The 16,076-nt window shown below is 68.0% G+C and carries 15 protein-coding genes; 11 read left to right on the top strand and 4 right to left on the bottom strand.

The annotated features are described in order from the left end of the window. The first annotated feature begins 6 nt into the window (after positions 1-6). Genes trbE through LAJ50_RS05840 form a run of 8 tightly spaced genes read left to right on the top strand, consistent with a single transcriptional unit; the run spans position 7 to position 8,085 of the window. Entirely contained in the window at positions 7-2,457 is a 2,451-nt protein-coding gene (gene trbE, locus LAJ50_RS05875) for a conjugal transfer protein TrbE (protein ID WP_074546730.1), read from the top strand. Then, complete coding sequence (trbJ, locus tag LAJ50_RS05870) at positions 2,454-3,182, top strand: P-type conjugative transfer protein TrbJ (protein WP_074546731.1); 729 nt, start codon at positions 2,454-2,456, stop codon at positions 3,180-3,182. Before trbE ends, trbJ begins: the two co-directional genes overlap by 4 nt. A gap of 11 nt (positions 3,183-3,193) precedes the next feature. Further along, complete coding sequence (locus LAJ50_RS05865) at positions 3,194-3,487, top strand: hypothetical protein (protein WP_074546732.1); 294 nt, start codon at positions 3,194-3,196, stop codon at positions 3,485-3,487. Then, the gene (gene trbL, locus LAJ50_RS05860; protein WP_074546733.1) at positions 3,484-4,842 is read left to right on the top strand and encodes a P-type conjugative transfer protein TrbL; all 1,359 of its coding nucleotides are present in this window, start codon (positions 3,484-3,486) and stop codon (positions 4,840-4,842) included. The genes LAJ50_RS05865 and trbL overlap by 4 nt, the downstream gene beginning before the upstream one ends. Before the next feature lie 12 nt (positions 4,843-4,854). Then, positions 4,855-5,559 (top strand): conjugal transfer protein TrbF, encoded by a 705-nt coding sequence (trbF, locus tag LAJ50_RS05855; RefSeq protein ID WP_062737838.1) that lies wholly within the window; start codon positions 4,855-4,857, stop codon positions 5,557-5,559. After that, positions 5,556-6,542: a P-type conjugative transfer protein TrbG gene (trbG, locus tag LAJ50_RS05850; RefSeq protein ID WP_074546734.1), complete on the top strand. Its 987-nt coding sequence runs from the start codon at positions 5,556-5,558 to the stop codon at positions 6,540-6,542. Before trbF ends, trbG begins: the two co-directional genes overlap by 4 nt. Positions 6,543-6,544: 2 nt before the next feature. After that, positions 6,545-7,828, top strand: a complete 1,284-nt coding sequence (locus tag LAJ50_RS05845) for a TrbI/VirB10 family protein (protein ID WP_074546735.1) — start codon at positions 6,545-6,547, stop codon at positions 7,826-7,828. Then, positions 7,825-8,085, top strand: a complete 261-nt coding sequence (locus tag LAJ50_RS05840) for a DUF2274 domain-containing protein (RefSeq protein ID WP_074546736.1) — start codon at positions 7,825-7,827, stop codon at positions 8,083-8,085. The genes LAJ50_RS05845 and LAJ50_RS05840 overlap by 4 nt, the downstream gene beginning before the upstream one ends. Before the next feature lie 493 nt (positions 8,086-8,578). Here LAJ50_RS05840 and LAJ50_RS05835 read toward each other — a convergent pair whose 3' ends face one another. Beyond that, the gene (locus LAJ50_RS05835; RefSeq protein WP_138652297.1) at positions 8,579-9,193 is read right to left on the bottom strand and encodes a TetR/AcrR family transcriptional regulator; all 615 of its coding nucleotides are present in this window, start codon (positions 9,191-9,193) and stop codon (positions 8,579-8,581) included. Positions 9,194-9,272: 79 nt separating this feature from the next. Here LAJ50_RS05835 and LAJ50_RS05830 point away from each other — a divergent pair, with 79 nt between their 5' ends. Both LAJ50_RS05830 and ybaL read left to right on the top strand, forming a co-directional pair. Beyond that, complete coding sequence (locus LAJ50_RS05830) at positions 9,273-10,184, top strand: oxidoreductase (RefSeq protein ID WP_130550965.1); 912 nt, start codon at positions 9,273-9,275, stop codon at positions 10,182-10,184. 238 nt (positions 10,185-10,422) lie between these two features. Beyond that, positions 10,423-12,150 carry a YbaL family putative K(+) efflux transporter gene (gene ybaL, locus LAJ50_RS05825; RefSeq protein WP_138652299.1) on the top strand — a complete coding sequence of 576 codons (1,728 nt, stop codon included), beginning with the start codon at positions 10,423-10,425 and terminating at the stop codon, positions 12,148-12,150. A gap of 35 nt (positions 12,151-12,185) precedes the next feature. Here the strand turns inward: ybaL and LAJ50_RS05820 are convergent, their stop codons facing one another. Next, positions 12,186-13,286, bottom strand: a complete 1,101-nt coding sequence (locus LAJ50_RS05820) for a sterol desaturase family protein (protein ID WP_138652301.1) — start codon at positions 13,284-13,286, stop codon at positions 12,186-12,188. Between the two features lie 125 nt (positions 13,287-13,411). Next, complete coding sequence (locus LAJ50_RS05815) at positions 13,412-13,786, bottom strand: helix-turn-helix domain-containing protein (RefSeq protein ID WP_130550962.1); 375 nt, start codon at positions 13,784-13,786, stop codon at positions 13,412-13,414. Positions 13,787-13,883: 97 nt separating this feature from the next. On the opposite strand from LAJ50_RS05815, the gene LAJ50_RS05810 reads away from it, so the two are divergent. Beyond that, positions 13,884-14,633, top strand: a complete 750-nt coding sequence (locus LAJ50_RS05810; protein WP_138652303.1) for a glucose 1-dehydrogenase — start codon at positions 13,884-13,886, stop codon at positions 14,631-14,633. Positions 14,634-14,730: 97 nt separating this feature from the next. Here the strand turns inward: LAJ50_RS05810 and LAJ50_RS05805 are convergent, their stop codons facing one another. Then, on the bottom strand, positions 14,731-16,023 hold the full coding sequence (locus LAJ50_RS05805) for an O-acetylhomoserine aminocarboxypropyltransferase/cysteine synthase family protein (RefSeq protein ID WP_138652305.1): 1,293 nt from the start codon (positions 16,021-16,023) through the stop codon (positions 14,731-14,733). Between the last annotated feature and the right edge of the window lie 53 nt (positions 16,024-16,076).

Raw genomic sequence — 16,076 nt, 5'->3', positions numbered from 1 at the left:
AACGCGATGCTCAACCTCGCCGAATATCGCCAGCGTCCGGCCCTGCTCGCCGACTGGCTGCCGTGGGCGGGCCTCGTTGCGCCCGGCGTCGTGCTCAACAAGGACGGCAGTTTCCAACGCACGGCCCGATTCCGCGGCCCCGACCTCGATAGCGCAACCCAAGGCGAGCTGATCGCCACCACCGCACGCCTGAACAACGCGCTGCGTAGGCTCGGCGCCGGCTGGGCGCTGTTCGTCGAAGCCGAACGACGGCCGGCGGCGGACTATCCGCACTCGGATTTTCCCGAGCCGCTGTCGTGGCTGGTGGACGAAGAACGCCGTGCGACCTTCGAGGAAGCCGGCAATCACTTCGAGAGCCGCTATCACCTCACGCTGCAATACTTGCCGCCGGAGGAATCTCGCGCCCGCGCGGCCAAGCTGCTGTACGAGAACACGCCGACCGCCGGCGTTGACTGGCGCGAACGCCTGACCGCGTTTATTGCGGAAACCGGACGCATCTTCGATTTGCTCGATGGCGTTATGCCGGAGATCGACTGGCTCGATGACGCCGAAACGCTGACCTACCTGCACGCAACCGTCTCGACAAGGCGCTACCGCATCGGCGTACCGGCGGTGCCGTTCCACCTCGATGCGCTGCTGGCCGACATGCCGCTGATCGGCGGCCTTGCGCCGATGTTGGGCGATGCGTACCTGCGAGTCGTGACCGTGCGCGGCTTTCCGACCTCGACCTGGCCGGGGATTCTGGACGACCTCAACCGGCTCGGCTTCGCGTACCGCTGGAGCACGCGCTTCCTCTGCATGGACAAGGCCGAGGCCGAAAAAGAACTCGGCCGGCTGCGGCGCCAGTGGTTCGCCAAGCGCAAGAACGTCCTCGCCTTGCTGCGCGAAACGATCTTCCAGCAGGAAAGCCCGCTGGTCGATACCGACGCGAGCAACAAGGCGGCCGACGCGGACGCCGCGATGCAGGAGCTGGGCAGCGATCAAGTTGCCTTCGGCTTTGTCACCGCCACCGTGACGGTGCTCGATGACGATGCCGACACGGCCGACGAGAAGCTGCGCATGGTGGAGCGCGTCATCCAGGGCCGGGGCTTCGTCACCATTCCCGAGACCCTCAATTCGGTGGAGGCGTGGCTGTCGTCGATCCCTGGCAGCGCCTATGCCAACGTGCGCCAGCCCATCGTTTCGACACTGAACTTGGCACATCTGATGCCGGTGTCGGCAGTGTGGGCCGGGCCGGAGAAGAACGACCACCTCGACGGTCCGCCACTGATCGTCACCCGAACCGAAGGCGCGACGCCGTTCCGGCTCGTGACCCACATCGGCGACGTGGGCCACACGCTGATCGCTGGCCCGACCGGCATGGGTAAGTCCGTCCTGCTCGCCACGCTGGCGATGCAGTTCCGGCGTTATCCCGGCTCGCGCATCTTCGCCTTCGACATGGGTCGCTCGATGCGGGCCACGGCGCTGGGCCTGGGCGGCGAGTATTACGACCTCGGTGCGGATGGCGCGATCGCGTTCCAGCCGCTCGCGCGCATCGACCAGGAGGGCTATCGCACCTGGGCCGCCGAATGGGTCGAAGGCCGCCTGACGCACGAAGGCGTCGCGGTCGGCCCCGACGAGAAGGCGGCCATCTGGTCGGCGCTCGGCAGTCTCGCCGGTGCGCCGCTCGAACAACGCACGCTCACGGGCCTGTCGGTACTGCTGCAATCGAACGCGCTGCGCCAGGCGCTTGCGCCGTATGTGCTCGGTGGCGCGCACGGCAAGCTGCTCGACGCCGACCACGACCGGCTCGGCATGGCCGACGTGCAGTGCTTCGAGATGGAAGAACTGATGCACAGCAAGGCCGCGGTGCTGGCCGTGCTGGGTTATCTGTTCGCGCGCTTCGAGGCGCGTTTCGACGGTGCGCCGACGCTGTTGATCCTCGACGAATCCTGGCTGTTCCTCGATGACCCGGTGTTCGCGGCGCGCATCCGCCAGTGGCTCAAGACGCTGCGCAAGAAGAACGTCAGCGTCATCTTCGCCACGCAGTCGCTCGCCGACATCAAGGATTCGAGCATCGCGCCGGCGATCATCGAGAGTTGCGCCGGCCGCATCTTCCTGCCGAACCCGCAGGCGACCGAGCCGCAGATTCGCGCGATCTACGAAGGCTTCGGCCTCAACAGCCGACAGATCGAGATCGTCGCCACCGCGGAGCCCAAGCGCGACTACTACTACCAATCCCGCGCAGGCAATCGCCTGTTCGACCTCGACCTGGGGCCGGTCGCGCTCGCGTTCGCCGGCGCCTCGACGCCCCAAGACCAGCGCGCCATTGACCGCGTGCTGAACGACGCTGGAGCACCGGGCTTCGCCGGCGCCTGGCTGCGCCACCGCGGCCTCGATTGGGCGGCCGACCTGCTGCCGTCCGCGCCATCCGCCGCGTCCTTCCTTGCTTCACAACCACAGGAGATTTCGCTATGAAGATTCGCCTTCTCGCCCTTGCTGTTGCTGCGTTCATCGGCGTTATGCCCGCTGCGCACGCGCAATGGGTCGTCGTCGATCCGACCAATCTCGTGCAGAACACGCTGACGGCCGTTCGCACGCTGGAGCAGATCAACAACCAAGTCCGGCAACTCCAGAACCAGGCGCAGTCGCTGATCAATCAGGCGCGCAATTTGGAGAGCCTGCCGTTCAACGTGGTCAGCCAGTTGCGCACGAACCTGGCGACCACTCAGCAGCTCATTGCGCAGGCGCAAGGGCTCGCGTTCCAGGTGCAGAACATGGATCAGCAGTTCGCGCGCCTGTACCCCGAGCAGTACGCCGCGACCGTGAGCGGCAATCAGATGTATCAGGACGCGCATCAGCGATGGCAGAACACGCTCGAAGGCTTGCAGACCGCGATGCGGATGCAAGCACAGGTCTCGCAGAACGTGACCGAGGACGAGAGCGTGCTGACCGATCTTGTCGGTCGGAGTCAGTCGGCCACCGGCGCTCTGCAGGCGATGCAAGCAACTAACCAGCTTCTCGCCTTGCAGGCGAAGCAGTCCATCCAGGGTCAGCAGCTCCAACTCACGCAAGGACGCGCCGTGTCGCTGGAACTCGCGCGCCAGGCCGCCGCCGTCGAACGTGGCCGCGAGGTGACGCAACGCTTTCTCGGCACCGGCACGGCGTACACGCCGCAGCCAGTGAACTTCTACGGCAACTGATCGGCACGGCCATGAAACGCGCGTCCGTCCTGTTCGCCTTCGCGTGCCTGCTGGCCGGCTGCGATCGGCCGCTGGCGCTTTCGGTCGATGCACTGGCCGCCGATCCGGTACAGCTGCATGCGCTGCGCACGCAGTGCCGCAGCGGCGAACACGACGGCGCGTTCTGCGCGCGTGTGAACCAAGCGGACCTACGCCGGTTCCTCTCAGGGCAGTCCGGACCCGACGAATACCAAACGCTGGCGGACCTGCCTTCTATCCCGGCCAGCTTCGACGGCCCCGATGTGCCGACGGAGGAACGGCCATGAACGATGTTTCGATCATTGACCACTTCCTCAACGTCTTCTCGACTTACATCGACTCTGGCTTCGGCCTGCTGCGCGGCGAAGTCGCGTTCCTGACTGCGACGCTGGTGGCGATCGACATGACGCTCGCTGGGCTGTATTGGGCGCTCGGCCACGCGACCGGCCAAGGCGAAGACGTGATGGCGAAGCTCATCCGCAAAGTGCTCTATGTCGGCGCCTTCGCCTACATCATCGGCAACTTCAACCTGCTGGCCGGCATCGTGTTCCGCTCGTTCGCGGGCCTCGGACTGACGGCCACCGGCTCGGCCGTGAGTATGGAGACGTTCCTGCAACCGGGACATCTCGCCAAGACCGGCATCGACGCCGGTATGCCGATCCTCGAACAGATCAGCGAGATGGCCGGCTTTCCCGAGGTGTTCATCAACATCACGCCCATCGTCGTGATGTTCCTCGCCTGGCTGACCGTCATCGTCTGCTTCTTCGTGCTGGCGGTGCAACTTTTCATCACGCTGATCGAGTTCAAGCTGACCACGCTCGCCGGCTTCGTGTTGGTGCCGTTCGCACTCTGGAACAAGACCGCGTTCCTCGCCGAAAAGGTACTCGGCAACGTGGTGTCGTCTGGCGTCAAGGTACTGGTGCTGGCCGTCATCGTCGGCATCGGAACGGGATTGTTCGCCGAGTTCCCGGTAACGCCCGACGAGCCTTCCATCGACCATGCGCTGGTCGTGATGCTGGCCTCACTCGCCATGCTCGCGCTCGGCATCTTTGGGCCAGGCATCGCCACCGGACTGATTTCCGGCGGGCCTCAGCTCGGGGCCGGTGCGATGGCTGGCGCGGCATTGGGCGCGGCGGGAACCGCCGTCGCGATCGGTGCTGCCGCCACCGGCGTCGGTGGCGCCGTCGCCGCCGGCGCTCGTATGGCGCCCGCAGCCGCTGGCGCCATCGGCAGCGGAGCGCGTGCCGCTGCTTCGACCGCCACTAGCGCGCGGTCGGCGTTCCAAGCTGGCTCCGCGGCGGCGGGCGGTGGCTTCAAGGGTGCTGCCGCGGGGATGGGCAATGTCGCCAGAGCTGGCGCACAGGCCGCTGGGCAGAAAGTCGCCGCCGGCGCACGCGCGTTTGGCGAGCGGGTTGCCGGTGCATTCCGTGGTGGGGATGGCACGGCCGCTGGTGCGTCTGCCCAAACCGGCGCATCCGAAGCTGGCCCGTCCTCCGCCGATCAAAAGCAACCCGCCTGGGCCAAGCGTCTGCATCGCCGCCAGCAGATCGCGCATGCCGCCACCACCGCTGCGCATACGCTGCGCGGCGGTGACGGCGGCGGCTCGGCGCAAGGCCCACGCCTGGGCGATTCCGATTCTTAAGGAGAACGAGCCATGCGATTCAAGCGACCGCAGGTGCGCTACGCCGACACGCCGCAGCCTGCCACCCCGTACCAAGCCGCCGCGCAGGCGTGGGACGAGCGCATCGGCTCGGCGCGCGTGCAGGCGAAGAACTGGCGGCTGATGGCCTTCGGCTGCCTCGTGCTCGCGCTGCTGATGGCGGGCGGCCTAGTCTGGCGTTCGGCGCAGTCCATCGTCACGCCCTACGTGGTGGAGGTGGACAAGACCGGCCAGGTACGCGCTGTCGGCGAAGCCGCCACGCCGTACCGGCCGGCCGATGCGCAGATCGCCTACCACCTCGCGCACTTCATCACGTTGGTTCGTTCGCTTTCCATCGACCCGATCGTGGTGCGGCAGAACTGGCTCGACGCCTACGACTACACCACCGACAAGGGCGCAGTCGTGCTCAACGACTACGCCAGCAAGAACGATCCCTTCGCCCGCGTCGGCAAGGAGTCGGTGACGGTGCAGATCACGAGCGTCACGCGCGCCAGCGACGCGTCGTTCAACGTGCGCTGGACGGAGCAGCGGTTCGTCAACGGCGCGCCGGCAGGCACCGAGCGCTGGAACGCCGTGGTGTCCATCGTCTTGCAAACCCCGCGCACCGAGCAGCGGCTGCGCAAGAACCCACTGGGTATCTACGTCAACGGCCTGTCGTGGAGCCGCGAGCTGGATGCGTCCGAAGGAGCCAAGCCATGAACCCGTCTTTCCGCTTTTACGCTTCCGTGCTGACCTTGGCGGCCCTGGCGGGCTGCGCCACGCAGGGCAAGCCGCCGCGCATCTCGCTCGACGAGCCGGTGCAGGCGCAGTCGCAACCCGAGCCGCCCAAGCCGGTCGCAGTGGTGGAGGTGCCGAAGGTGCTACCGATGCCGGCGCAGATGAAGCCGCTGCCGGAGGCGGACGACGTCAAGCCCGCACCCGAACCCGCCGATGAAACTGTGCGCGTCTCGCGCGCCAACGCCGAGGCGCGCATCGCGCCCACGCGCGAGGGCTACGTCAACGCGATCCAGGTCTGGCCCTTCACCGATGGCGCGCTGTATCAGGTCTATGCCGCGCCGGGGCGCGTGACCGTGATTTCGCTCCAGCCCGGCGAGGAGCTGGTGACGGTTGCCGCCGGCGACACCGTGCGCTGGATCGTCGGCGATACGTCCAGCGGCGCCGGGGACGCGCTGCGCGTGAGCGTGCTGGTGAAGCCCATCCGTTCGAGCCTCAAGACGAACCTGGTCATCACCACCAGCCGGCGCACCTACCTGATCGAGCTGACCTCGACGGACAAGGCGTGGATGGCGTCGGTGTCTTGGGAGTACCCGAAAGACCAGATGCTCGCGTTGCAGCGTCAGGATCGGGCCGCACAAGCCGCCGCGCCGGTCGATACCGGACTGTCACTGGAGAAGATCCGCTTCCGCTACGCGATCAGCGGCAACAATCCGCCGTGGAAGCCGCTGCGCGCCTTCGACGACGGCGAGAAGGTCTACATCCAGTTCCCGCCGGGCATCGCCCAAGGCGAGCTGCCGCCGCTGTTCGTCATCGGCGCGCAGGGTGACGGCCAACTCGTCAACTACCGCTTCCGCTCGCCGTACTACATCGTGGATCGGCTGTTCGGCGCGGCCGAACTGCGCTTGGGCGGCGACAAGGGCGACGTGGTGCGCATCGAGCGCACGGATGGCACGCGGGGGAACTGACCATGAGCCAGGACGACACCCCGGACGTACCCATTCCCGACGCGGCGCCGAAGGTCGCGCCGGAGAACGTGGCGCTGCGCGCGCAGCCGCGCCCGGTGACGCGCCTGAACCGGCGCACGCTGGCGCTCCTGACCGGCGGCCTTGGCGTCGCCGTGTTGGGCGCCACGCTTTGGTCACTGCAACCGAAACACCCGCGCAGCGGCAACGATGCGACCGAGCTTTACAACGTCGATCGCGTCTCGAAGTCCGAAGAACTTAACCAGCTTCCCGCCGACTATTCCAAGCTGCCGACGAAGGTGCCGGAACTGGGGCCGCCGCTGCCGGGAGACTTGGGGCCGGCCATCGTGAAGTCGCAGCCGCCGGTGGTGGCCAGCTACACGCCGCCCGGCCAGGATGCGGCGGCGGCCGAACGCGATGCGCTGCGCAAGGAGGCCGAGGCGGCGGCGGGTTCGTCGGTGTTCTTTCGCTCCAGTAATCAGCACACCGCGGCTGTGCCCGCGCAGACCGCTTCGGCTACACCGCCGTCTGGCCTCGCGGGCTTCGACCCGCAAGCCGCCGGGCCGGCCTCCACGGCGGCCCAGCCCGCCGATCCGACCGCCGTGCAGAACCGGCAGGACCAAAAAGAGGCGTTCCAGAAAGCTGGAGCTACGGAAACCCGTAATTCCGGCAACCTGCAAATGCCGACCTCGCCGTATCAGGTGATGGCCGGGACGGTGATCGCGGCGGCGCTGGTCACGGGCATCAAGTCCGACTTGCCGGGCGACGTCATCGGTACCGTGACGGAGCCGGTATACGACACCGCAACCGGCCGCTACCTGCTGATCCCGCAGGGTTCACGCATCTTCGGCAAATACAACAGCCAAGTCGCCTATGGACAGAGCCGGGTTCAAGTCGTCTGGAACCGCATCATCCTGCCCGACACGTCCTCGCTGACGCTGGACAACCTTGCCGGCGCCGACCCGGCCGGCTATGCCGGGCTGGAGGACGACGTGGACTACCATTGGAGCCGCTTGTTCGCTGGTGCGGCGATGACGACGCTGCTGGGTGTCGGCGCCGAGCTGGCTGCGCCGGAGAACCGCCAGAATGGTAATCGCGTCATCATCGCCGGGCGCGACAGCTTGCAGGACAGCGTGAACCAGGTCGGGCAAGAAATGACCCGGCGCAACCTCAACATTCAGCCGACGCTGACCGAGCGGCCGGGCCTGCCGGTGCGCATCATCGTCAACCGCGACTTGGTGCTACGGCCGTATCAGCCGCTGTTCTTCAACCGAGGGGCTTCACGATGAGCGCGCCGCGCAAGCTGCGGCTCGGGCCGCTGCCCAGGACCGAGAGCGTCAAGCTGACCTTCGCGTGCCCGGCCACGCTCAAGGCCGACCTCGATCGCTACGCAGCGGTGCACGCGCAGACCTACGGTGAGCCAGTCGATGCGCTGGCGCTGATCCCGCACATGCTGGAAGCATTCATCGCACGGGATCGAGGATTCAGGAAGGGCTCGACTGCGAAAGCGCCGACAGCGCCCCGGCGGGATACGCCCCCCACGTAGGCGGGCCACAGCTGCCACAGCCACGAAAGCGCAGGCCACCGACCTGCGCTTTCGCGTTTTAGGCTATGGTTTGCGATAGCCTTGTCGTACCATTCGAACAAGCCTTGTCAGAGGCTCGCTCGGGTAGGCTCAGACTCGCAGCCGCGTTGCTCCTATGTGGCTCCTAGCCTCCAAGAGCCGGATTGGCCGAGGAGTTGGCGCAACCGCCCAAACCCTTGTCATACTTAGACTTCAGCCGATGCGCCGCCGTTTTTGGAGTGCTTGACATCGGCCTTTTTTTGTGCTTCTCCCGATCAAGGAATCTGGTTTTGCGCGTGGGCGTTCTTCGCCTTCGAAGGGGCAGTGGTCCGGCCGGGCTGAGGCTGGTCGGCGAAGTGGGGTTTACCGGCCTCGCACGCATCAGCTGGTTCGCGCCCGTACGGTCCATTCGGAGGCAATGAGCGCCGGATTCGCCGATGTCCGGGCCTGCCTTGCCGGCCGCAGCGAGGCGCGATCAAAGCCCCGCGCGGAGACTTTCGAACGCGTCGCGCAGGAACTGCGCCGGTGGCTTTCGCCGGCCGGTCTGCTCCCGCCAGGCCTGCAATGCCAGCCGCATGGCGCCGATGGACGCCATGGCCACCATCCGCAGCGCGGTTTGCCGCTCGGGCTGCCGCCAGACTTCGCACAGCGCGAGAAACAGCGCCTGCTCCTGCTTCGCGTAGGACGCCTGCTTGCGTGCGAGCAGCGACGCGCTCGACAGCATGAGATGGTCGATGGCCGCCATCTCCTCGGTCGTATAGCGCGCGATCCGCCTGACCATCACGTCCTGGACCGCATCCAGCGGCGGCACGTCGGGCGATGTCTTGAGCAGCTCGACGATCAGCTCGGCCCAATCGGCCTCCATTCCGAACAGGATGATGTCGTCCTTGGACTTGAAGTAAGAGAAGAACGTGCGGCGGGAGATACCGGCGGCGGCCGCGATCGCGTCCAGCGTGGTGCGCTCGTAGCCCTCGCTCAGGAACAGGCGCAGGGCGGCCTCCGCGATGCGCTGCCGGGTCTCGCGCTGCTTGCGTTCCCGCAGCCCCCCCGACGGCGGGGCTGCTCCCTCGGCATTCGATTTTCCTGGCATTCCACTACCCATTGAAAAATTGCACTTAGTGCATTATTTTTGACACCCAGTGTATCCCACCCTTCGTTGAGGCAGCACCATGCGCCATTGGACAGCGTCCGACATTCCTTCCCAGCGCGGTCGCACGGCGGTCGTCACCGGCACCGGCGGCCTGGGATTCCAGACGGCGCTGGCGCTCGCCCGCGCGGGTGCGAACGTGATCATCGCGGGGCGGAATCCCTCCAAGGGAAACGTGGCCGTGGATCGGATCCGCCAGGACGTTCCAGGCGCACGCGTGGAGTTTGGCCTCGTCGACTTGGCCAACCTGACTTCCATCCGGTCGTTCGTCGAAGGCCTGCGCAGTTCGCGGAACAGCCTGGATCTGCTGATCAACAACGCCGCGGTGATGTCGCCGCCTCAGCGTCAGTCCACCGCCGACGGCTTCGAGTTGCAGCTCGGCACGAACTACCTGGGGCACTTCGCCTTGACCGCCCTGCTGCTGCCTTTGCTCCGCAAGAGCAGCCAGGCGCGCGTGGTCACCCTCTCCAGCATTGCCGCGCGCGCCGCGGCCATCGACTTCAACGATCTGGAAGCCCGGCAGGGCTACAAGCCGATGCAGGCTTATGGCCAGTCCAAACTGGCCTGCCTGATGTTCGCCCTCGAGCTGCAGCGTCGCAGCGATGCCGCCGGCTGGGGAATCCAGAGCATCGCGGCCCATCCGGGCATCTCGCGTACCGATCTGCTGCCCAATGGCGCCGGGGCATGGAGCGTGCCCGGCATGCTGCGCCGTTTCATGTGGTTCCTGTTCCAGCCCGCGGCGCAGGGCGCGTTGCCGACGCTGTTCGCGGCGACGTCGCCGCAGGCGCATGGCGGGGCCTATTACGGCCCGGGCAGGCTCAGCGAGACGCGGGGCTATCCAGCCACCGCCGTCATTCCCCCGCAGGCGCTGGATGCGACGACGGCGGCGCGGCTGTGGTCGACGTCCGAGGCGCTGACAGGAACGACGTTCTGACCCAATGCAGGGTGCGCGCCATCGCAGCCGCCCCGCATCGCGGAGTGCCTTGGCCGTCTGCACGCCCGAGACCGCGACATCCGGGCTCGCCCGATCGGCGTAAGGTCGGGGCATCACAGCTGTCGGTTCGGTCATCATCGATAGGCCGCATGAACCGTTTGGTCATTTTCGATTTGCGCAGCCTGTTCATGCTGAGCGAAACTCGAATGACGGATCGAGCGCAACACGAAGGACGCCCATGCATCACGACACCAGCCTGATCGACATCATCGCCGTCGGCCTGGCCGTGGCCTTCCTGCTGGGCGCGCTGGCCAACAAGCTCAAGCTCTCGCCGCTGGTGGGCTATCTGGTGGCCGGCATGATCGTCGGGCCGTTCACCCCCGGCTTCGTCGCCGACCAGGATCTGGCCACGCAGTTGTCCGAACTGGGCGTGATGCTGCTGATGTTCGGCGTGGGCCTGCACTTCTCGCTCGAAGACCTGATGTCGGTCAAGAAGATCGCCATCCCCGGTGCGGTCGTGCAGATCACCGTGGCCACGCTGCTGGGCTTCGGCCTGGCCTGGTGGATGGGCTGGAACCCGATCCAGGGCTTCGTGTTCGGCCTGGCACTGTCGGTGGCCAGCACGGTGGTGCTGCTGCGGGCGATGGAAGAGCGGCGCATGCTCGACACCAGCCGCGGCCGCATCGCGGTCGGCTGGCTGATCGTGGAGGACCTGGCGATGGTCCTGGCGCTGGTGCTGCTGCCGGCGCTGGCCGGCGCGCTGGGCGAAGGCGAGGCCGGCGCCAGGGCCGGCGGCGGCGCGTGGGTGGAGATCGCCAAGGCCATGGGCGCCACCCTGCTGCAGGTGGCCGCGTTCGTGGCGGTGATGCTGCTGGTCGGGCGCCGTGTGATCCCCTGGACGCTGGAACGGGTCGCCGCCACCGGCTCGCGCGAGCTGTTCACCCTGTCGGTGCTGGCCATCGCGCTGGGCGTGGCGTTCGGCTCGGCCAAGCTGTTCGGCGTGAGCTTCGCGCTGGGCGCGTTCTTCGCCGGCATGCTGCTCAACGAGTCCGAGCTGAGCCACAAGGCGGCCAACGATTCGCTGCCGCTGCGCGATGCGTTCGCGGTGCTGTTCTTCGTCTCGGTCGGCATGCTGTTCGACCCGACCATCGTGGTGAAGTATCCGCTGCAGCTGGTGGCGACCTTCCTGATCATCGTGGTCGGCAAGTCGCTGGCCGCCTACGCGATCGTGCGCGCCTTCGGCCATCCCAAGGGCACGGCGCTGACCATCTCGGCCAGCCTGGCGCAGATCGGCGAGTTCTCCTTCATCCTGGCCGGCCTGGGCCTGGCGCTGAAGATCCTGCCGCAGGAGGGTCACGACCTGATCCTGGCCGGCGCGCTGCTCTCGATCGTGGCCAATCCCTTCCTGTTCGCCGCGCTGGACCGTTGGCTGCGGCGCCACGCCGAGGACACGCCCGGCGCGCAGGCGGCCGAACCCGAACCGCTGCCGGGCCCGCCCCTACGCGCCGGCGAGCACGCCATCGTGATCGGCTACGGCCGCGTGGGCAGCAACCTGGTGCACGTGCTGCACGAGCGCGGCGTGCCGGTGGTGGTGATCGACGACAGCCGCGACAACGTCGACAAGGCGCACGCGGCCGGCATCCCCGCCATCCGCGGCAGCGCGGCGGCCGACGCGGTGCTGGCCGAGGCCCAACCGGACAAGGCGCGCATCGCGGTGCTGGCCATCCCGCAGCCGCTGGAGGCCGGCGAGGCCATCGCCAAGCTGCGCGCGCTCAATCCCGAGCTGACCGTGCTGGCGCGCGCGCACAGCGAGGCCGAGGTCGAACACCTGCTCGAACACGGCGCCGATGCCGCCGTGCTGGCCGAGCGCGAACTGGCGTTCTCGCTGGCCGAGATGATCATGGCCATGCCGCCGTACCGGCAGGGGCGCCCGCCCGCCGCCACGCCGGCCGCGCCGCCTGCCTGAGGCGGCGGCGCCTCCGCCCGACACCGCGGGCCGGATCAGCAGCGGACGCGCTCGCCCTCCAGCACCGGCACGTCTTCCGCGCCCTGCGCCGGCGCGGGCGCATGCGCCTCGTGGCGCACCGGCACCGGCCGATAGTCCTGGTCGAAGGCCACCTCCCCCGGCGTCCAGCCGGCGCGGCAGCGCACCGCGCCCCAGAAGCGCTTGAGTGTCTCCCACTGCATCGCCACCAGGCCCAGCTCGTTGTCGCGGTCGACCATCGGATCGGCCACGCCGGTGGGCCGCACCGGCTCGCCGTACAGCGCGGTGCCGAACAGCACGTCCCATACAGCCAGCACCTGGCCGAAGTTGCAGTTGTGCAGGTCGGGCCGCTGCGGGTCCACGACCATGTGGTGCAGGCGGTGGAACTTCGGATCGACGAGCACCTTCTCCAGCACCGGGCCGAAGCCGATGCGCACGTTGGCGTGGGAGAAGTTCTGCACCAGTTCGCCCAGCAGCATCATCCAGGCGAACTCGTCGGCGCGGATGCCGAAGGCCACGCCCACGCCGGCCAGCACGAAGGACTGCAGCGCGCCGTCCAGATAGTGGCTGCGGTCGTTGGCCCAGCAGCTGAGCTGGCGCTGGCTGTGGTGCATGGAATGCATCGCCCACCACCACGGCATCCAGTGCTGCACGCGGTGCATCCAATAGTAGGTGAAGTCGTAGACCACGTAGTACGCGACGAACAGCACCGCCGGATGGCGGTCCAGCCAGGGCCAGGCGTCGCGCAGGCCGTGGCCGGGGGTGCCGGCGTCCACGCCGCCGCCGGCCAGGTTGGCCAGCGGCGTCAGCACCAGGAACGAGAACAGCGGGAAGACCCCGACCAGCATCACCCAGGTGTAGTGGAAGTCGATCCGCGCCAGCCGCCGGTGCTTCCAGCGCTCGGCCGGCCACAGGCGCTCCAGCGGGCGGAAGACCAGGCCGATGACGGCCAGCTGCAGGCAGGCGATCAGCAGCGAGGCGGCGATGTCGTGCGGATCGTCGCTGAGCCCGGCCAGATGCAGCGCGGACAGCAGCGGCGCCACGGCCTGGCGGGCCAGCAGATCGACCAGCGTGGACCAGGCGTGGGCGACGGACGAAAACAGGACGGGAACGGACATGCGGAGACGGCGATGGGGCGCGACGGCCGGCGCCACAGCATCCCGCCGCTGGCTTTCACCCAGCTGTCCGCAACGCCGGACCCGACGTGATCCAGGCCGCGACCCGCGCGGGCCGCTCCGGACGCTCAGCCCGTCGCGCTTGCCCGCGCGCCAGCCGCTGCGCGGCGTCCGCTGATGCGCTCGACCGTCGCCATGTGCTCGGTGCCCCAGACGCACAGGCCGACCAGCGCGGTGGCCAGGGACTGGCCGAACGGGGTGAGCGAATACTCGACCCGCGGCGGGATTTCCTGGAAATCGCGCCGCTCGACGATTTCGTCGCGCTCCAGCTCCTTGAGGTGCTGGATCAGCACCTTGTCGGTGACGCCGCCGATCGCGCGGCGCAGTTCGCCGTAGCGGTGCACGTCCTTGGCCAGGTGGTACAGCACCAGGGGCTTCCATTTGCCGCTGACCATGGCCAGCGCGGCCTCGAGTCCACAGGTGAAGCTGCCGTTGTCGGCCATGAGGATGCTGCTCCGAAGGTACTTACCTAAAGGTGCATACTATTCAAAAAAATATCCCGGATCTACAGTCGCGCCTCCCTCATTCGTGGACAGGATCATGAGCAGGCTCAACGGCAAGATCGCAGTGGTAACCGGCGGCAACAGCGGCATCGGACTGGCCAGCGCCATCCGTTTCGCGGCTGAAGGCGCCAGCGTCGTCATCGTCGGACGTCGCCAGGAGGAGCTGGACAAGGCCCTGGGCCTGATCGGCGGCGACGCCATCGCGCTGCAGGGCGATATCTCCAGGCTGGAGGACCTGGACCGCGTCTTCGATCAGATCAAGGCGCGCAAGGGGCGGATCGATGTCCTGTTCGCCAACGCCGGCGCGGGAGACTTCGAGCCACTCGGGTCGATCACCGAGGACTCGTTCGACCGCACCTTCGGCGTCAACGTCAAGGGCACGCTGTTCACCGTGCAGAAGGCCCTGCCGCTGATGCGCGACGGCGGCTCGATCGTCCTGACCGGCTCCACCGCCGGCGTCATGGGCACCCCGGCGTTCAGCGTCTACAGCGCCACCAAGGCCGCCCTGCGCAACTTCGCGCGCAGCTGGGCGCTGGACCTGAAAGGCACGGGCATCCGCGTCAACGTGCTCTCGCCCGGTCCGATCGCGACCCCGGGGCTGGACCAGGCCCTGTCCACCACCGGCCAGCAGGACGCGATCATGGAGAGCATGACCGCGCAGCTGCCGCTGGGCCGCATCGGGCGCGTGGAGGAAGTCGCGGCGACCGCGCTGTTCCTGGCCTCGGACGAGAGCAGCTTCATGACCGGCAGCGAGGTGTTCGTCGACGGCGGCTTCGCCCAGGCCTGAGCGCGCGACCGCCGCGCCCGGCGGCGCACGCGTGGCGCCGGGCGCGCCGGACCTGGACGGCGCCTGGCGCTCCCTGATGCGCCCGTGGCGCGCATGCTCAGGCCTGCGCCAGCGCCTGCTCCAGGTCGGCCAGCAGGTCGTCGAGGTGTTCGATGCCCACGCACAGGCGCACCGTGTCCAGCCCCACGCCGGCCTGCGCCAGCTCCTCGGGCGAGAGCTGGCGGTGGGTGGTGGACGCCGGATGGGTGGCCAGCGAACGGGCATCGCCGATGTTCACCAGGCGGGTGAACAGCTGCAGCGCATCGAGGAAGGCGGCGCCGGCCTCGCGGCCGCCCGGCAGGCCGAAGGTCAGCAGGCCCGAGGCGCCCCTGGGCAGGTACTTCCGCGCCAGGGCGTGCTCGGGATCATCGGCCAGGCCGGCGTAGCGCACCCAGGACACCTTGGGATGCCGCCGCAGGTAGTCGGCCACCGCCAGCGCATTGGCGCTGATCCGGTCCATGCGCAGGGCCAGCGTCTCGATGCCCTGCAGGATCAGGAAGGCGTTGAACGGCGAGAGCGCCGCGCCGGTGTTGCGCAGCGGCACCACGCGGGCGCGGCCGATATAGGCCGCCGGCCCCAGCGCCTGGGTGTAGACCACGCCGTGGTAGCTCACATCGGGCTCGTTGAGGCGCGGGAAGCGCGCGGCGTGCTCGGCCCAGGGGAAGCGCCCGCTGTCCACGATCGCGCCCCCCAGGCTGTTGCCGTGCCCGCCCAGGTACTTGGTCAACGAATGCACCACGATGTCGGCGCCATGGTCGATCGGCCGCAGCAGGTAGGGCGAGGGCACGGTGTTGTCCACGATCAGCGGCACGCCGTGCGCGTGGGCGACCCGGGCGATGGCCTCGAGGTCGGTGATGTTGCCCAGCGGGTTGCCGACCGATTCGACGAACACCGCCTTGGTCCTGCCGTCGATCAGCCGCTCGAACGCCGCCGGATCGCGGTAGTCGGCGAAGCGCACCTGGATGCCGAACTGCGGCAGCGTATGCGCGAACAGGTTGTAGGTGCCGCCATACAGCGCGCCGGACGAGACGATGTTGTCACCGGCCTCGGCGATGGTCTGGATGGCATAGGTGATCGCCGCCGATCCCGAGGCCACGGCCAGCGCGGCCAGGCCGCCTTCCAGCGCCGCCACGCGCTTTTCCAGCACGTCGGTGGTGGGATTCATGATCCGGGTGTAGATGTTGCCCGGCACCTTGAGGTCGAACAGGTCGGCGCCATGCTGGGCGCTGTCGAAGGCGTAGGCCACGGTCTGGTAGATCGGCACCGCCACCGCGTGGGTGGTCGGGTCCGGCGACCAGCCGGCGTGGACGGCCAGGGTTTCCGGCTTCCAGTGGGGGTTCTGCTCGGGCATGGCGTGGCTCGCGTGGGTCGATGTGCCGCGCAAGATAGTGCAGGCGGCACGAC

The organism is Pseudoxanthomonas sp. X-1 (genome assembly GCF_020042665.1).
Lineage (GTDB): Bacteria > Pseudomonadota > Gammaproteobacteria > Xanthomonadales > Xanthomonadaceae > Pseudoxanthomonas_A > Pseudoxanthomonas_A spadix_A.
Note: the sequence above shows the minus strand (reverse complement) of the source record. Positions and strands in the feature narration are given on the sequence as shown.